We start from the raw sequence: 17236 nt of genomic DNA, 5'->3' as shown, positions 1-17236 counted from the left end.
CGATCGAAAAACTCAAGAATCTGAATTGCGACCTTGCGGCCATTGTCGAGGCGGTCGCGAAGATCTGCTGCATTAAAGGTTCGGGTTTCCGCCTGTGCCGCGATGCCGGCGGCGATAGAGACGATCTCGCGGACGGTTTCGCGGAGAAAGAAGTGGTCGTGCGCCACCTCATCGACCCAGCCCAGGCGGCCGGCGAGCTTCATCAGGCGACGGACATCTCGCTCGGAGCGTCCGGTTGCGCCGGCGATATCGCGCACTCTCGGGGGGCGGAAGCGATCTTTTCCGGCGAGGAGCGCGGAGATCGCATTCCATGCCGCCTCGTCATAAGGCGCGAAACGCACATGATGGGACGCGAGGCGCACGAAAGCACCGTCGAGTGCGATGCCGCCGTCGTCAGATAGCTTCTGGACGGCCGCTGCGAATGCCGTCTTGGTCAAACGCGGTTCGAGCATCAGGCGCAGTTGCTCGCGCCCGATACCTTGTAGATCGGGGTTCGCGGCATGGTACGCGGCAACGTGCTCGCGAAAGCTTGCCGCAAAGGACGCCCATCGCTCGTGCGACAAAGCCGTGCGCGTGTCGCGGGCTTCCAAGATCATCAGGTTAGCTTCTGACTGAAGCTCATCGACTTGTGCGTCAGAGAGCGTCCGGTCGCGAGCAAACGCTATCAGATCAAGGGTAAAAGGTGGTGCATCGAGCAAGGCGCATAACGCCGCCTGCGGATCGTCGATGGCCAGTGCGGCGCGCCGGGCTTGCCGTTCCGGCGTTCGCCGCTTTCGCGCGGGCGCACGGAGATCGATGAACTTGCCTCCGCCGATCGTGCGTTGCGCCGAGACGTCGCGCAGAACGAAACGATCGGGGACACCCGCTGCTATCGGCTGATCGAGAACAAGTTGTACGTCAGCCAACTCGCCGGGACGAAGCGCTTTATCATCGAGCAGAACGATGCGCGCGCCGACTTCGGCGGAGGCATGATGCAAGCGCGCGGGAAACCATTGACCGATGGATTTCTGTTCCGAAGGTAATATCCGCAAGACGGCGTCGATGCGATCGGACGGCGCGTGAAGCGCGGGATCGAGCACGACATCGCCACGGCGTATCGCGTCTTTGGAGATAGCGGGTCCGGCAAGATTCAGCGCGCAACGGTCACCGGCTCGTCCCGCATCGGCTGGCCGATTTTGCGTATGTATCGAACGAACGCGCGCCTCCAATCCGGACGGGCTCAGGCTGACCCGATCACCGACGCGGACGGCCCCTGAGAGAACGGTGCCTGTTACGACGACGCCAACACCGGACAGCGTGAAAACGCGGTCGATGGCGAGGCGAAAACGTCCCTCCGCTGATCGCGCTTGGATCACCGAAGCCGCGGCAATGAGATATTCACGGAGTTCATCGATTCCCCGTCCCGTCATGGCGGAGACGGTCAGGATATCCGCGTTCGCGAGCGTGGTGCCTGAGGCCGCTTCCTTGATCTGTCTCGTGACTTCGCCGATGCGCTCGCCGTTGACGAGATCAGCCTTCGTCACGACGACGACGCCGTTGCCGATGCCGAGGAGATCGAGGATCGCGAGATGCTCCAGCGTTTGCGGCTTCACCCCGTCGTCGGCCGCGACCGTCAGCAACGCAAAATCGATGCCGCTCGCGCCCGCCAGCATCGTGTGGACGAAGCGCTCGTGGCCCGGCACGTCGATGAAGCCGATTATTTCGCCCTGTGCAGTCGGCAAATATGCGAAACCAAGATCGATCGTGATGCCCCGCGCTTTCTCTTCCTTCAGGCGATCGCAGTCGACTCCGGTCAAGGCTTTGACCAGAGCCGTCTTACCGTGATCGATGTGGCCTGCGGTGCCTATGATCATTTTGCCGTGGCATCTCGATCGAGCGTGCTCAGAGCCGATAGAAATGCGCCTTCATCGGTCAAGCATCTCAGATCGAGAATTATAGCCCCCTCCTCCAAACGACCGATGACCGGCCGCTCCAAGCCGCGCAACGCTGCCGCCAATCGTTCGAGTTCGATGCCGCCGGCGTTCGACGCGATTCGGAGGCCAGCGCTCGGGATCGTATCGAGCGGCAGCGCACCGGAACCGATCTGGCATTCGCATTCGCAGACGCTCACGGTGAAGGCTCGTCCCGCGGCGTGCTGCATGTGCGGCAGCAGGCGGCCTGCCTGATCTTCGATTTCGGAACGCGGCCGCGCGAGCAACCGAAACGTTGGCAAACGCGCGGCAAGGCGATCGGGATCGCGATAAAGCTTCAGCGTCGCTTCGATTGCGGCGAGGCGGATCTTATCGATGCGAAGCGCGCGTTTCAGCGGATTGCGATTGATGGCTTCGATGATGACGCGTTTGCCGACAATGAAGCCTGCCTGTGGGCCGCCGAGTAGCTTGTCGCCCGAAAAGGTCACGACATCGGCGCCTTCCGCCACGGCTTCCCGCACGGTTGGCTCGCGCTTCAGCCCATAGCGAGACAAATCGACGAGCGTTCCGGATCCGAGATCGTTCAACAACGGAACCTTTCGCGCCGCTGCGATACGCGCGAGCTCGGCGCCGCCAACTTCGGACGTGAACCCCAGGATGCGATAATTCGATGTGTGAACCTTGAGGATGACGCCGGTCGCTTCATTGATCGCGGTCGCATAATCCTTCGGATGGGTCCGGTTCGTCGTCCCGACCTCGACGAGCTTCGCACCGGCGCGGGACATGATATCGGGCATGCGGAACGCCCCGCCGATCTCGATCAGCTCGCCGCGGGAAACGATGGCTTCGCGTCTGGCCGCGAGCGTGTTGAGGGCAAGCAGAACGGCGGCGGCATTGTTGTTGACGACCGTCGCATCTTCGGCACCCGTCAAAGCACAGAGAAGCTCTTTCACATGTTCGTCGCGTTCACCGCGAGATCCGGTCGCCAAGTCGAATTCCAGAGCGACCGGATCTCGCATGGCTGCGACGGCCGCTTCGATCGCGGCTTCGGCGAGCACAGCGCGCCCGAGATTGGTATGAAGAACGGTGCCGGTGAGATTGAATACCGGACGAAGCCCCGAACGATCGCTGTCGGCCAATCGGGTCAACGCCAGACTTGCCACCTGATCGACCGTCGGGATGTCCTGCGTTCCGGTCTTCAGGGCGACGCGCGTTTCTGCAAGCACGGTGCGGATCGTCTCTGTCGTGGCGAAACGTCCGAAGCGCTCCAACAGCGCCACAGCGGTCGCGCTCTTCAGAACGGCATCGACGGAGGGCAGATCGCGGAGCGCGGCTCTTGAAATTTCCACTTGGACCTCAAGGGAAGGAATTCAACGCCGGTTCCGTCGTTACGGTGCCGTTTCGGTTCAGGCGTCGAACTTGGACTGGTCAGGAATGGTGGCCTCTAGCGCCGCCACGATGGCTTCCACGTCGCGCGGGCCATCGAAGCGTTGCCCATTAACGAACAGGCAGGGCGTTCCGTTCACACCACTGCGCACGCCGCCGCGAAAATCTTTCTTGATGTGGTCGGCATAGCGGCCATCGAAGGCCATGCGCGCGGTCTCGTCATCCAGGCCGACGGCTCTCGCCTCGATCAGCAGGTGGGTGTCATCGAGCGCCGTCTGGTTCTCGAAAAGGATATCGTGCATTTCCCAAAAGCGGTCGATCGTATTCGCCGCTTCCGAGATTTCCGCTGCGTGTTCGGCGTGGGGATGAAGGCGCGTAAGCGGGAAATGCCTGAAGACGAACCGCATGTCCAAGCCGATCGTGTCTTGTACGGCCTTGATAACCGGATAGGTCTCAGCGCAGTACGGACACTCGAAATCGCCGTATTCGAGCAAGGTCATAGGCGCATTGCGCCGGCCTTCGATGTGGTCAGTGTCGGAAACCGGCATCCATAGCTGGCTCATCAGCTGCCTCCGGGATTCATTGGCTCACGAGCGAATGGCTGCCGCCAAGCCGCTATAGCCTACATTCCGTAGACGTCCCTTAAGGCCAGTAAAGCGCTTTAGGCGCCGCAAGACAACAGAGCTCCTCGCCCAACCGGCGATTGATGAGTCCGGATCAATTCCGAGACACCTGTTAATGTTTGGCCATTGACCGGAGGGCCGCGCGTTGGGACTTACGCGCTATTTGGCTGCGAGGCGGCTCTGCCAAAGGCGTTTGCCTTCGGAGAAATGCCACACGAGAAGGCCGGGCAGGCCGGAGATTATTTCGCGAGCGCGTTTCAGCAGCGATAAGGCGAGCGCCACGTCTGGACCCAAGCCGAACAATGCGCCGATCACCACGTACCCGCCCTCCTGAACGCCCGCTGCCCAGGGCACGATGAATGCGGCCGTGCGAAGCGCGAAGACAAGACTTTCGAGAGACAGCACGTCGCCTACCGAAAGTGCATGGTTCATGAACCACAGAGCGATCCAGGTTTCTGCTGCGCCCGCAAGCCAACCCAAAAGATGCAGGAAGGTCGAAGCGCCGACCGCGCCTTTTTCGCGATAGATCGATTGGATGGCGGCATGCACACTCTCGCTGTCGGACAGGCCATCCCAGGCGCGCGTGAAGCCGAGCTTCGCCGGCAGCGTTTCGAGAAAGAGGATCAACCCATTTTTCTGGGCGATGACGAATCCTGCAACAGCGATGGTCGCAATGCCGAGGCCGGCTGCTGCCCACCAGGCCGCTTGCTCGGCGGGATGATAGATGAAGAGAATGGCAAGCCCCATGAACGTATAGATGAGCTGGCTCATCATTTCCGTCGTCATGTCGGTGATCGTCGTCGCGGCGGCGACGCTGACCTTCAGACCGTGCTTGCTTAATTCGCGAGCTCCCGCTGCCTCGCCGGCGCCCGGAATGATGGCGAGCAGATTGCCGATGCTATCGCGGACCCAGCGTGCCCACAGGAACAACAGGCCCCGATGCGTCGGATGGCTTTCGACGAGCAGCACGCGCCAGCTCCAGGCGCAAAAGAACAGCGATACCAAATAGGCGCCGAGGATCGCGCTCATGCCGCGCCAGCCTGCTGTCGCGATCGCGTCCCAGACCCCCGAGATGCCGAAATAGACGACGAGGCAAATCGCGACCGCTATTCCCACCATCGCGGCAATGAACAGCGCGACGCGCGAGTTGGACGGACTGGCCATCGGCTCAGCGCTCATCCGTTGTCTCCGGCCGGCGCAGCCAAGCGCCGCTCACTCATGGACGCGGCGTTGCGGCCGTCCGCAATGAGCTTACGGAAGGCTTCGTAGGTGAAGATGTTCTTCCCCCAGCGCACTTTGTTGCCGAAGAGGCCGAAGGCCCAGGCGAAGAAGCATACGCACTCGCGCACCGGCACCAGCCAAGGCTGAGCGGGCGTGTTCATCCGGAAGCTCTGGCGGACCTGATAGTGAAGCGCGATGCGGAGCAGGATCTCCAAGCCGATGATCGACAATCCGACGATGGACGGCCACGGCAGCAGCAGTACGAGAAGCAGCGGCAATGGCCAGGTGATCACGGACATGAAGTGGTCGCCCGGGCGGCAGAACCGCTCCATCCGCTGCCATAGGATCTCATGGCGAAACAGCTCGCCGAAGCTCTTCTCCGCGACGATGGTGTCGCAACAATAGGAAGAGAGCACGACCTTGTAGCCCTTCTGCGCCGTGAGATTGCCGAGCGCAAAGTCGTCCGGAAAGAAGTTGGCGAGATGATCGAAGCCGCCGAACGAGTCGAGCGCTTCCCGGCGTACGCCGCACATCGCGAATACGAAATCGATGCCGCGAAGTCCGACGTCGACGAGAACCGACGGCGCAAACCAATCGCTGATATTGAACGCGCCGAAATCTGCAGCGCGAGCGCCACCGTAAGGGAGGCCTTTGTAGATCGACGCCACGGCCCCGACCTTCGGATCGACAAATGGCGCGGCCATCGAGGCGATGCAGTTGCGATCAACCTTCAGATCGGCATCGGCGACGATCAGAATATCGTAGCGCGCGGCCTTGTAGATATTCGCGAGGTTTGACGCTCGCGGATTGGGGCCGACGAGATTTGCGTCGACGACCAGTCGCAGATTGCGATCGGGAAACTCGGCGATCAGGCGCTTGACGACTTGGACGGCGGGATCCGTTTCCGAATGCGCGCCGAAGATGATTTCGTACTCGGGCCAATCCTGATCGCAGAACGTGCGGAGACAATCGTAAAGAAACGGCTGCGCGCCGTGGACCGGCTTCAGCACCGAGACGGGCGGGCGAAATCCCGCAGGCGGCACAGCGGGACGCTCACGGAAGCGGCTCGTGAAGTAAAGGGCGAGCGTCAGATAGGCCAATGCCGCAAGCCCCAGGATGATACCGGCGATCACAAAGGGATTGAGAACCAGGATCGGCAAGTGCATGCGGCGGACGTCCCCCCAGGCGATGATATTAGGCGGCCAACGCGCCGCTACAGGAATTCCGGTCGGCGTACCACATGGCTCAGGCTTTCGATACCTAAGCGGCGAAGGCTGCTTTGAACGTCAGCGGTTGCAACCCAAGGGCGGTAACTTTGGCGCGGACAACCGGGCTGACAAGCCCGTGGTATTCCTCGGCTGAGGTGTAGGTTTGCGGTTGGTTTTCGGTGCGAATTGCCGGATGGGCATAAAGCTCCGTGACGCCGTCGGGTAGATGGTCCAGATACGCGAGGATGCGTTTTTCTGTCATCGCGCCAGTATCGGTCACACCGAATACGTGATCGTTAAGCGCCAAACCCGCGGAAGTGAGCTTCCGCCGCATCCGGTACGTCAGGCCGGCATAGAATGCCCAATTGAAAAACCGCTGAACGGGTTTGTCGGCGCCGGCCCGCCACGACGGCCCAAATGGTTCGACCGGAAATCTGACAGGCGGCGCGCCGTATCGCGGGGCGAGCTTGGCGATGGCGTCGGTCACGGCCGGGTGCATGTGGAAATGGTGATGGCCGTTGATGTGATCCATCACGAGGCCGGTCGCACTGAAACGTTCGAATTGCGCTGCAATTTCGGCCTCCGCCTGCTTCCGCATCTCGGGCGAGAAGAACAGGTTGAAACCGAAGCGCTCGGGATTATTCGAGAAGCATCCGTCAGGACCGACGAGCAACGGAACTTTTTCGGGCGGCAGCACCGGGCGGCTATCGACCAAGTGAATGTGCAGGCCGACTCCGAGGCTCGGCAGACGCTTCGCGCGTTCGACGGCATCAGCAAATGCGTCGCCGCCGGTCATCAGGCTGGTCGCCGAGAGAATGCCGTCTCTATGGGAGGCTTCGATGGCTTCATTGACCGGGATCGACATCCCGAAATCGTCGGCGGTCACGATCAATCTTTTCACGTGGCGGCCCCCCTCATCCGGCCAGCGCCTCGACCGTCGTTAGCGCCGAGCTGATCGAATCTTCCATCCCCACATAGTCCCATAGCCCATAACGGCCGATGGGATGAACACCCGCAGCATTCAGCCGCGCGAGAATGTCCTGGACGAGCTGATCGCGCTTAGGCGTGTGATGCACGTAGGCGCAACGGATGATGTGCGCCACCGTGCAAACGATGTCGTCGCTTTTCACCCATCCGAGCTTTTCCAGCGCATCGACGACTTGAGGCTGGATTTTGCTGACGATGTCGGTGCGATCGATATCCTCGCCCGGGACGCCGACCTCAACGTATACGGCGTTGTAGCCGCTCGATGACATGGCCGGGCTGATGTTCGAATAGCAGCCGAACCGATAGAAGGGGATGGCGCGGTCGGGGACATAGACCCAGTGCGCGTCCTTCAGAGCGGCCGGCAATTTCCCGCGGACGCCGAAATTGAAACTGATTGTCGAGCTGTGGCTCAGCTGATCGGCGGCAGCGGACAGTTGCGGGTCGCCCGTCATCTTACACAGCGCCTTGAGCGGGATGCTGGGCAGCATCTTTTCCCAAGCGATGCTACGTCCCGCGCTCGTCGAAACGGTTCGCCGATCGAGGTCGATCGCGACGATTTCTTCGTTCGTCGCAACGCTCTTGAGGCCGTTCGCGAGACCGCGCGTCAGAACGTCGATGCCGCCGCGCTTCGGATACCAGAACGTGCTGTTATACTCTGCGACTTCCAAAGCCTTGTTGGCGAAGCCGGCGCGGATGCGCTGTTCGTCGGGCGGCGGGAAAAATCTTTTGACGGCGCCGATCGAGAGCCGGCTGAGCGGCGTCGCCATCGTCTTCTCATTTTGCGGAATGAGAAACTTATCGGCCACAGCTTGGCCGAAGCCAGAGACGATGAACTCGCGAAAGCCATTGATGTTGCCGCCAGTCGCGGGCCTCGCATTGTAGGAAGCCTCGCACTCTTTCCGCAGCTCGTCAGGCAATTCGCCGAGGTGATATTGGATCGGCGCGTCAATCAGTCGGCCGCCGGCGAAGAAGTATGATTTCCGTTCTACGGTGTCCCAGTCTTCGTCGTTCAGATGGGCATAGGGGATCTGAGACGGCGACGGGTAACGGCGAAGGTGAAGAAAGTGACCGGTGTAGTCGAAGCAGAAGTCTTCGACTTGCGTCGTGCGCGTCAGGCCGCCGACGGCCGGACAGCGCTCCAACAGAACGTAATCACGGCCGCTGGCCTGGAGGGATTGCGCTGCGGAAAGGCCTGAGATCCCTCCCCCGGCGACGAGCCATTTTCGAGACATCTGCGTCAGCATCCGAGCTTGTTGGTTCGCGAATGGGGCTGACGCATGGCGTAAAGTGGCGATAACTTTAGCGTTCGCATCATCGGCCAACTGAGGCGGCCTCGTTCAGAGTTTGAGCAGAGAGACAGCAAGCGTACAACCTTTGGGGTGAAGCGAACGGACAAAGACCGCGATTTCAGTGCTTTAGAGGAAAGCGTGGTGCGGGCGGAGGGATTTGAACCCCCACGACTTGCGCCGCTGGAACCTAAATCCAGTGCGTCTACCAGTTCCGCCACGCCCGCACGTGCTTCCAGTCAACGGGTTGCCCCGCCAGCCGGTCGCGAAGGCCGTCTCTTACTGAAAAGCGCGGCCAAAAACAACGCGTAAACCGACCTGTCCAAGGACCGAGATGCCGCAAAATGCTGCAACCGCGTTGCCTGCACCAATTAGCCGCTTCAACTTGCGGGTCCGTCCAGATTTGCCTATGTGCTTCCAACCGCCGAACAAAGCCATGACCAGCAAACCAGTGGGAAATTCCTTGCCTGTTACAGCCAAGAACTGGATCGTCGAGACGGATTGGCTCGCTGATCACCTCTCCTCGCCCGATTTGATCATCCTCGATGGCAGTTGGCACCTTCCGACCGCCAACCGCGACGCCAAGAAGGAATACCTCGCCGAGCATATTCCCGGTGCTTTGTTCTTCGACATCGACGATCTATCCGACGAGAAATCGTCGCTGCCGCATATGCTGCCGTCGACCGTGAAATTCGCGTCGCGCATGAAGAAGATGGGCATCGGCGACGGCGCGCGCATCGTCGTGTACGACACGACCGGCATATTCTCGGCAGCGCGGGTGTGGTGGACTTTCCGTGCCATGGGTCATCGCGACGTCGCCGTTCTGAACGGCGGCCTTCGCAAATGGAAGGCCGAGGGACGGCCGCTCGAGGACGGACCGGCGCCGAAGCGGTCGGAACGTCACTATTCGCCCCTGCAGAATACCGAGATCATCCGTGACCTCGACGACATGAAGGCGCTGCTCAAGAAGAACGGCTCGCAGATCGTAGACGCGCGTCCCGCCGGGCGGTTCGAAGGCAGCGAACCGGAGCCACGTCCGGGCTTGAGGCAGGGCCACATTCCGGGATCGAAGAACATTCCCTCGCAGCAGCTTCTGAACTCCGACGGCACGTATAAGTCGCCTGCCGAAATCACGCAGCTCTTCAAAGCTGTCGGCGTCGACATTACGAAGCCGGTCGTGACGACGTGCGGCTCGGGCGTCACGGCGTCGATGCTGGCGCTGGCGTTGGCCGTGGTCGGGCAGACGAACGCCGCCGTCTACGATGGCAGCTGGGCCGAATGGGGCCAGGAGAACGGATTGCCCATTGGTACAGGTCCGGCGAAGTAGCGCGGGCCAGCGGGTTCCGGGTCCGGGGCTTGCTCCGGCGGCACCACCAGCGCGCCGCGCCTGTTAGCTGCGCGACGCGCTACACGCCGTCACTCAGACGGACGCGGGAAAGACCTGGTAGAGCCACGTCTCGGTGAGCGCGGCGTCGCCTTTCCGCAGATAGGCTCGAAGATCTATCGGATCGAGCCCCGCAACTTTCAGATCGAACATCGCGCGCCACCGGTGTGGCTGGCCGACGACGGGATAGGTTGCGATGCCAGAGACCGATCCGCGCGAACAATTGACGACGAGTTCCACGCCGCTGTCACGTCCGAGGCCTTCGAATATCTCACCGGCGAAGTCGATGACGAACTTGCGCGTGCCGGCGGGCCGGGCGTTGAAGTTCAACCCAGGCGGGCCGCCGATGCCCGACCATGTGCCGATCGTCTGTCCCAAGGTTTTTGGAAATGGAATGTCGTCGAGCCACGAGAGCCGATAGCGAAACACGCGCCGCTGGCCCGACTTCGCTTTCTCCTTCGGCACCCAACAGGCGACGATGTTATCCCAAGTCTCGGTATCGGTCGGAAGCTCGATGAGATGCACGGCGCCATCGCCCCAGGGGTCGAGCGGCTCGACCCAGACTGACGGGCGTTTCTCGTAGAAAATCCCGTCGTCCAGATAGTGATCGAAGTTGCGGTCGCGCTGGAGCAATCCGAAGCCCTTCGGATCGCGATCCGAAAATGTGTTCGTCATGACGTGCGGAGGATTGATGATCGGCCGCCAGATGCGCTCGCCACTGCCGGTCAAAACCGCCAAGCCGTCGCTGTCGTGGATTTCCGGGCGCCAGTCGCGCGGCTCCTGGTGCGTGTCTTCGCCGTACCAGAACATGCTCGAGAACGGCGCAATGCCGATGCGGTCGACGTCCGCTCGCATGTGCAGCCGCGCCTCGATTTCCATGACCACGCGATAACGACCGTCGGGCTCAGTCTGCCGCTTCGTTTTCATGCAGTAGGCACCGGCTATGCTCGGCCCGTCGAGCAGCGCGTAGACGTTTACTCCTCCGTCCCTCTCCGGTGAGGCTTCGAGCCAATAATGTTTGAAGCGCGGAAATTCTTCGGGCTTCGACATTGCCGTGTTGATGGCAATGCCTCGCGCAGATAACCCATACTGGTTGAAGGGGCCGGAACTTCGGAAATAGCTCGCGCCTATGGCCGCGAACCAATCGGTCTTGATGTCGTCGGCCATGATGCGAAAGCCCGCGAACCCGGTGCCGGCGCGAAGGCCCTCGGCCGGATGACCGGCGGGAATTTCGAACAGATCCTGGTTGTAGATCACCTCGCGCGCCTGGCCGCCTTCGACCACGCTGATGCGGACAGGATCGGACGCGTACTTGTTCAGATGGAAAAACTGAACCGGATAGTGGTCGGCGTTGCCGACGCGAACGGTTCTGTCGGCCCGGTAGCGAATGCGCTGCGTCTGATCGTAGTCGATTTCCGCAAGAACTCCCGGCGATGGGTTGACGGGCGGCTCGTAGGAATACCGGGCGAGGCGCTGCGCCTCCTCCTCCAGGATGTCGAACGAGAAGGGCACGGGGGCCTTGAACTCGTTTTGTGGAATACCGGTTGCGGCGATCGCCTTCAGGGGGCGGGCCGCGAACATCCACGCCAGCCCCAAACTTGCTCCAGACTTCAAAAGCAACCGGCGGCTGCTATCCATCGTCCGCCCTCTATGATCATCAATACGCGTCATTGTCCCTTGCCGCTTTGAACCGGGCATGAACAGAACGCGCGACGATCGATTTAGTGCGGCGGAGTAGAAGATTTCTCCAAAGCCTTCTCGATCCAGGAGGTCATTTCACGGGATGTGGGCGCCAACTTGGTGGAAAATGAGCGCAAAAGGCGCCCATCCCGCCCAACGAGATATTTATGGAAGTTCCACACGGGAATCCCAGCGGGGCCCATCGTTTCGGCGGCCCATTTGTAGAAGGGGTGCGCCTCCGGCCCAACGACCGAGTGCTTCGACGTCAGGGGAAAAGAAACGCCGAACACGCCCTGACAGAATGATTGGATCTCACCGTCGGGCGAGGGTTCCTGTTCGCCGAAATCGTTGGACGGAACGGCGATCACGACGAGGCCGGACTTCTCATAGCGCGTCCACAGTTCCTGCAATCCTGCATATTGCTTGGTGAAACCGCAGAGCGACGCCGAATTCACAATCAGCAGCACACGACCGCGCCAATCCGAGAGCTTCATCGGGGCGCCATCGATACTGACGAATTCAAAGTCGTAGGCGTTGCCGTTCACATCTGCCAGCGGCGCCACGCTGTTTGGCGCCCTCCAGAGCGACAAGATACCGGCGCCGGCCTTAAAAAGTTTCCGCAAATTTTTCCTCGCAATTTCCAACGCTTGCTGACGTTCAATGCAGGCAGGATTATAGCATCTTTGGCCGGGTTGCCAGCAGGTGGCCGCAGTCCTGTTCCGCTCGTAACAGTCTCGGATGGTGGCCGCGTCTAGATTGCCTCCAGCAAGTTCACGAGCTTCCCAAGGCTCACCCAAGGAGGATCAGGCAATGACGAAATTCAGCTCCACGTTTGCTTTTGGCGCATTTGCCGTTTTGGCTGCCGCTGTGGCGTTCAACACCTCGGCTGCATACGCTGCTGGCGGCGCCAAGGAGTTCTTTGTCCAAGACTATAACTTCTCGAAGCCGATGCACGGATATTCGGGCCACTCGGGCAATTACTATTGCGACTATCAGCGCTTGCCCAATCGCAAATGCGTCGTGAACGCCAACGGTTCCGAGAGCTGCAAAATAGTTGGCTGGACGCTTCGCGAGATGTGCCAATAGAGCGCCCCATACGACTTTCGACGACGTCTCTCAGACGACACAGCAAAAAGCTCCGGAATTCTCCGGAGCTTTTTTTTTCGTCTTGAATCGCAATTCCCGGATTACAAAAAACGTCAGCACTCAAACGACGATATTCACCCAATCACCGACTGTTCCAACCGAAACAGCGAAGGCGGGATAGGATCGATAGCGTCGTTCGTGATGCTGGCCCGATTTCGATCTCAGGTTCGATCTCCGGCCAGCTCTGCATCTCTAAGGAGGACTATGACATGAGCACTGACGATACGTACCATCCACGCAGAGGGGGCTTCCTGGCGAAGCTTCTCTTTCTGCTCGTTGCGGTCGGCGCTGGAGCCTTCGGGGCCATCGCCATTTCACGCAGCGACTTGCTGGGCGCCAAGTCCGCAAACGACGACACTGTCAAAAACGAGGAAACAGCGCCGAAAATCGACTGGGTAGCCGCAGCACCCGGCCGGATCGAGCCGAAGTCCGGACTTGTGCGCGTCGGCGCGCAGCTTCTCGGCCGCATCGCCGAAGTCAACGTGAAGCTCAACGATAATGTCGAGGAAGGCGAGCTTCTGATCCGCCTCGACGACGATGAAGCACGCGCACGTCTGCAGGCTGCCGAGACGGAGGCCGCGTCCCGCAAACGCGAGCGCGACGCTCAGCCTCTCGACAAGGCGCGCGACGATCTTCGCACCGCGGAAGACAACGTCTTCACCGCCGAACGGGCACTAACGAATGCGCGCTTCGGACTTGAATATGAATTGCAGGCGCAGCGCCAGGGCACCGGCAGCGCCGACCGCGTGAAAGATGCGCGCAATTATGCAGCAAAAGCGAAAGCCAAGCTGCAAAAGGAACGCGCCAATTATGCTTCCGCGCAATCGAAGGCCGATATTCCGGCGCCAAATCGGCTGGAATCGGCATTGCAAGCGGCACGCTCGGATGTTTCGGTTGCAGAAGCGCTGCTCGAGAAAACACGTATTCGCGCGCCGGTCGCGGGCCGAATTCTCCAGCTTCCGGCCAAGGCCGGCGAGATGGTTGCACCCTCTCCTGACCAGGCTCTGGCCGTGCTCGGAGATATGTCGGTCGTGCGTCTCAAGGCCGAGCTCGACGAGACCGATGTCTCGAAGATCAAGGTCGGCGGCAAAGTCATCGTGAAGAGCAATGCGTATCCCGGCAAGGAATTCCAAGGCACGGTTGCCGCGCTTGCCCCGTCGCTCACTTCGCCGCAGTTCGCACTTCGCGGCGCGCGCCGTCCGACCGACGTCGAGGTTCTCGAAGTCACGGTCGATCTCGACGGCAATCCCCCGTTGCTGCCCGGAATGAGGGCCGACGCTTTTTTCAAGTGAGGGGGAAGCCGAGTGCTCCCGAGGGAAATCGCCGGCGCGTGATGTTGGCAGTCAGTCACCTTTGAAACTTTGAAACGGAACCTTCGAAAGGCCAGCGGCGGCTTGCTTCCTCCTTAGCGAAGCTGTCGCCGGTCCTGCGGCGGGGAGGCAAGTGCGGATTGGGAATGCGGTCCCACCCTGCACGCCTCCCCGCCGGCGTTTTAACCATTCATTTTGAATTCTTCATTGGCCTCAAGACGACGCAAACGCCGTCCCAAAATTTATTATCCGTGTGCGCAGTGTCCCGTCAGGAACAGCGGAGAATCAAGGTCTTTTGCATGATGCAGCCATGGAAGACAGCGGCCATCCTGGCAGCCTCATGGAGAGAACAAATGTACGGAGAAATCAAAAAATTCCGGCGCGATCTCGGGGTCGGCGTGATCCGTGCCGAAGACGGCCGCGCCTATCGTTTCGAAGGCAGCGCCATTCGCAATCGCTTCGACGATCTCGAAGGCCAGGAGGTTCATTTTCAGCTTGGTGAACTCAAGGCTCGCGACATCATCGTGCTTGCGGGTTCGCCATGGTCGGCTTTCGGCAGCATCGGCGTCTGATTGGCGTACAGGGAGACAGTGCCATGCGTGCGAATATCGATCTTGCCGACGTTCCGGTGGTTAACGCGTCGGAGCTTAACGTCATCATGGAGATGCTGATCGAGCGAGGCCAAGGGCTGGCGCTTCTCCGCGGTCTCAGGGAGGACGAGATCCGCGATCTTGAAGACGATCTCTGGGCTGAGTTTGAAGCTCCTGACGCTTCCCGTCTGGCGACCGCGCTCCGCTTTCGTGCGCTTCTCGACGTGTTTGCAAGCCGGCGTCTCAAGGCCTTGTTTCTGGACCGAGGCTTCCGGATTTGGGCTGCAGCTGTGCGCGAAGCGGCGCGGCGTCCACTGAACATCCGCTTCGGGTTCAACGCACAGCAATTGCTGATGGCGCTCGATGTGTCGACCGCCCCCGTGGCACACGATGTCGGTGACGACTTGGGTCTGCGGATCGCTGCATGACCAGGACGCTCCCGGCAACCAACTGATTTAACTAAACAAATCCAGAATTTCTGAATTCGATCGCGGTGTTCCAGCTGGAACAGCGGCGGATGAAGCGCTGAGGCATTCTCCTCTCATAGCCGGCGAGGACCGGCGACGAGATAGAAACAAAGTTGCCGCTGGAGGCTCACATGACCAAGATCGCTTTCGCCCTCGCCGCCGCCGTACTGGCCGGCACCACGATGACAAATGCCGCGAACGCCGGTGTCCGCCTCGGCTTCGGTTTCCCGCTCGGAACGTTCATCGCGCACTCCGCCGAGAATATGAGCGCCAGGGATTATCGCCGCGACGAGCGCCCCCGTTATGTGCGTCGCGATTATCAGGACGATGCTCCTGCTCGCAAAGTGGCCAAGGTCAAGCGCGCTCCGGCTACCGAAGTCGCCGATGCGCCGGTGAAGAAGACTCCCGTGACGCCGGTCGTTCAGACGGCCAAGCTCGAAGACAAGCTTTCTTCCGATCCGGCGACGACGACAGTGATTGAAAAGACGCCGGGCGCTGCGAACGAAACGACGACACCGGCCAAGAATGTCACCACCGGATCGATCAAGCAGGCTTTGGCGACGACGGACAAAACTGAGACCACCGCGAAGGCGGATACCGAAACGACCACTGCCACCGCAGAAACCAAGCACGTCTGCCGCCGCTACTCTCCGGCCATTGCCGGGCTCGTCGATGTGCCCTGCGAGTAACGCTAAGCCTAATTCTAAAGCCCCAGGGCTATCCGCACGCCCGGCCCTGGGAAAGCTCAAACCGAACCGCTATCGTCAAAATTCGACCATTGCCTCAAGGAGGGGAAAAGGGTCATGGAACTTGCAGCTTCAGCGCCGACCTTTGCGAAGACGAGAACCGCACCGTCGCCGCGGCCCCGGCAGGGCAAGCGCACATTGCCCATGGTGGTGAAGCTTGCGTACCGCAATCTCTTCCATGACCGCTTGAGCTTTTTCGTCACCGTCGTGGGCATCATGTTCTCGGTCGTGCTCGTCGCCGTGCAGTCCGGCATCTATCTCGGCTCCGCCAACAAGATCGCGGCCATCATCGATGCGGCGCCTGCTGATCTTTGGGTCGTTCCGCTCGGGACGAAGAGCTACGACGATCCGTCATTCCTGTCAGGCCGCGAGCGCTACATGGCATTATCAGCCCCTGGTGTTGCAGACTCAGAAGACATGCTCGTTTCATTCGCCCGGTGGCGGAAGCCGCTTGGCGGCGAGACGACGGTGCTGCTGATCGGCACCGCCGGCGATAGCCCGAAAGCGCTGCCCTTGAATATTACCGACGGTAGCCGCGACGCGCTCGAAGCGCCGAATACAGTCGCGATCGACCGGAGCTATTTCAACGATCTCGGTGTCAGCCAGCTCGATGACCGCGCAGAACTCAACGGCTCGACGGTCAAGCTCGTCGCCATCACCAAGCGCGTGCGCTCGTTCACCACGCTGCCTTTTGTCTTCACGTCGCTCGAGGAGTCCCGCCGTTTGGCAGGCGCCAATCAGGATCAGGCGAGCTATCAGCGTGTGACGCTCTTGCCGGGCGCCGATATCGAAACAGTGCGTAAGGAAATCGAGAGGCGGCTTCCCGACACAGAAGTTTTGACGCAGGCGCAATTCCGCACACGCAGCCAGGATTACTGGCTGAAACAAACCGGCGCGGGCGCTGCGCTCGATGCGGGTAAGCTTCTCGGCCTGATCGTCGGTATTGTCATCGTTGCTCAGACGCTTTACTCGAGCACGAAAGACCACATCAACGAGTTTGCCACGTTGCGCGCTCTTGGCGCCGGTGCGGGATACATCGTGAAGGTCATTCTCATTCAGGCCATTTTATCCGGCCTCATCGGCTACGTTCTCGGCATGAGCCTGGCCCTCATCGCCATCCAGGCCGCGCAGGATACGAAACTGACAATCATCATGACGATGCCGCTCGCTGTGCAGCTTTTTGCGATCACGATCGGCATGTGCATCTTCGCTGCGACAAGCGCCATCATCAAGGTCGTCCGTATCGACCCGGCCGTCGTGTTCAGCCGCTAACCGGTTTCCAGGAGACGTAA

15 protein-coding genes, 1 tRNA gene and 1 pseudogene are annotated in these 17236 nt (G+C 60.6%); 7 read left to right on the top strand and 10 right to left on the bottom strand.

Translation table 11 applies throughout. The annotated features are described in order from the left end of the window. Positions 1-20: 20 nt before the first annotated feature. The 8 genes and pseudogenes from selB to AB4Z24_RS20945 all read right to left on the bottom strand — a co-directional run. Positions 21-1853 (bottom strand): annotated as a pseudogene (gene selB, locus AB4Z24_RS20980) (selenocysteine-specific translation elongation factor); the annotation flags it as partial. Next, entirely contained in the window at positions 1850-3259 is a 1410-nt protein-coding gene (gene selA / locus AB4Z24_RS20975; protein WP_441711352.1) for an L-seryl-tRNA(Sec) selenium transferase, read from the bottom strand. The gene selA and the pseudogene selB, both read right to left, overlap by 4 nt. Positions 3260-3316: 57 nt before the next feature. Then, positions 3317-3859 (bottom strand): DsbA family protein, encoded by a 543-nt coding sequence (locus AB4Z24_RS20970; protein WP_441711350.1) that lies wholly within the window; start codon positions 3857-3859, stop codon positions 3317-3319. A gap of 219 nt (positions 3860-4078) precedes the next feature. Further along, positions 4079-5098, bottom strand: a complete 1020-nt coding sequence (locus tag AB4Z24_RS20965; protein WP_441711348.1) for a lysylphosphatidylglycerol synthase domain-containing protein — start codon at positions 5096-5098, stop codon at positions 4079-4081. Then, complete coding sequence (hpnI, locus tag AB4Z24_RS20960; RefSeq protein ID WP_441711346.1) at positions 5095-6306, bottom strand: bacteriohopanetetrol glucosamine biosynthesis glycosyltransferase HpnI; 1212 nt, start codon at positions 6304-6306, stop codon at positions 5095-5097. Before hpnI ends, AB4Z24_RS20965 begins: the two co-directional genes overlap by 4 nt. A gap of 94 nt (positions 6307-6400) precedes the next feature. Further along, a complete protein-coding gene (gene hpnK, locus AB4Z24_RS20955) occupies positions 6401-7249 on the bottom strand; it encodes a hopanoid biosynthesis-associated protein HpnK (RefSeq protein WP_441711344.1) in 849 nt (282 codons plus the stop codon). Positions 7250-7262: 13 nt separating this feature from the next. Further along, on the bottom strand, positions 7263-8567 hold the full coding sequence (locus tag AB4Z24_RS20950) for a protoporphyrinogen/coproporphyrinogen oxidase (RefSeq protein WP_441711342.1): 1305 nt from the start codon (positions 8565-8567) through the stop codon (positions 7263-7265). A gap of 196 nt (positions 8568-8763) precedes the next feature. Beyond that, positions 8764-8848 (bottom strand) — tRNA-Leu (locus tag AB4Z24_RS20945). Positions 8849-9057: 209 nt separating this feature from the next. Here AB4Z24_RS20945 and sseA point away from each other — a divergent pair. Then, positions 9058-9948: a 3-mercaptopyruvate sulfurtransferase gene (gene sseA, locus AB4Z24_RS20940; RefSeq protein ID WP_441711340.1), complete on the top strand. Its 891-nt coding sequence runs from the start codon at positions 9058-9060 to the stop codon at positions 9946-9948. 93 nt (positions 9949-10041) lie between these two features. Here sseA and AB4Z24_RS20935 read toward each other — a convergent pair whose 3' ends face one another. Together AB4Z24_RS20935 and AB4Z24_RS20930 are read right to left on the bottom strand one after the other, a co-directional pair. Then, positions 10042-11643: a glucan biosynthesis protein gene (locus AB4Z24_RS20935; protein ID WP_441711338.1), complete on the bottom strand. Its 1602-nt coding sequence runs from the start codon at positions 11641-11643 to the stop codon at positions 10042-10044. Between the two features lie 83 nt (positions 11644-11726). After that, positions 11727-12308, bottom strand: coding sequence for a glutathione peroxidase (locus tag AB4Z24_RS20930; protein WP_441711336.1), 582 nt, complete (start codon positions 12306-12308; stop codon positions 11727-11729). Positions 12309-12495: 187 nt separating this feature from the next. Here AB4Z24_RS20930 and AB4Z24_RS20925 point away from each other — a divergent pair, with 187 nt between their 5' ends. From AB4Z24_RS20925 to AB4Z24_RS20900, 6 genes are all read left to right on the top strand, one after another. Further along, a complete protein-coding gene (locus AB4Z24_RS20925; protein ID WP_441711334.1) occupies positions 12496-12771 on the top strand; it encodes a hypothetical protein in 276 nt (91 codons plus the stop codon). 269 nt (positions 12772-13040) lie between these two features. Continuing rightward, positions 13041-14123: an HlyD family secretion protein gene (locus AB4Z24_RS20920; RefSeq protein ID WP_441711332.1), complete on the top strand. Its 1083-nt coding sequence runs from the start codon at positions 13041-13043 to the stop codon at positions 14121-14123. Positions 14124-14494: 371 nt separating this feature from the next. Then, positions 14495-14713, top strand: a complete 219-nt coding sequence (locus AB4Z24_RS20915; protein ID WP_441711330.1) for a hypothetical protein — start codon at positions 14495-14497, stop codon at positions 14711-14713. Positions 14714-14736: 23 nt separating this feature from the next. Continuing rightward, a complete protein-coding gene (locus tag AB4Z24_RS20910; RefSeq protein WP_441711328.1) occupies positions 14737-15159 on the top strand; it encodes a hypothetical protein in 423 nt (140 codons plus the stop codon). A gap of 170 nt (positions 15160-15329) precedes the next feature. Further along, on the top strand, positions 15330-15887 hold the full coding sequence (locus tag AB4Z24_RS20905; RefSeq protein ID WP_441711326.1) for a hypothetical protein: 558 nt from the start codon (positions 15330-15332) through the stop codon (positions 15885-15887). A gap of 114 nt (positions 15888-16001) precedes the next feature. Beyond that, positions 16002-17216, top strand: a complete 1215-nt coding sequence (locus tag AB4Z24_RS20900; RefSeq protein WP_441711324.1) for an ABC transporter permease — start codon at positions 16002-16004, stop codon at positions 17214-17216. Positions 17217-17236 lie beyond the last annotated feature (20 nt).

Source organism: Hyphomicrobium sp. 2TAF46 (assembly GCF_052114865.1).
Lineage (GTDB): Bacteria > Pseudomonadota > Alphaproteobacteria > Rhizobiales > Hyphomicrobiaceae > Hyphomicrobium_B.
The sequence above is the reverse complement of the archived record's forward strand: the minus strand, read 5'-3'. Positions and strand labels throughout refer to the sequence as shown.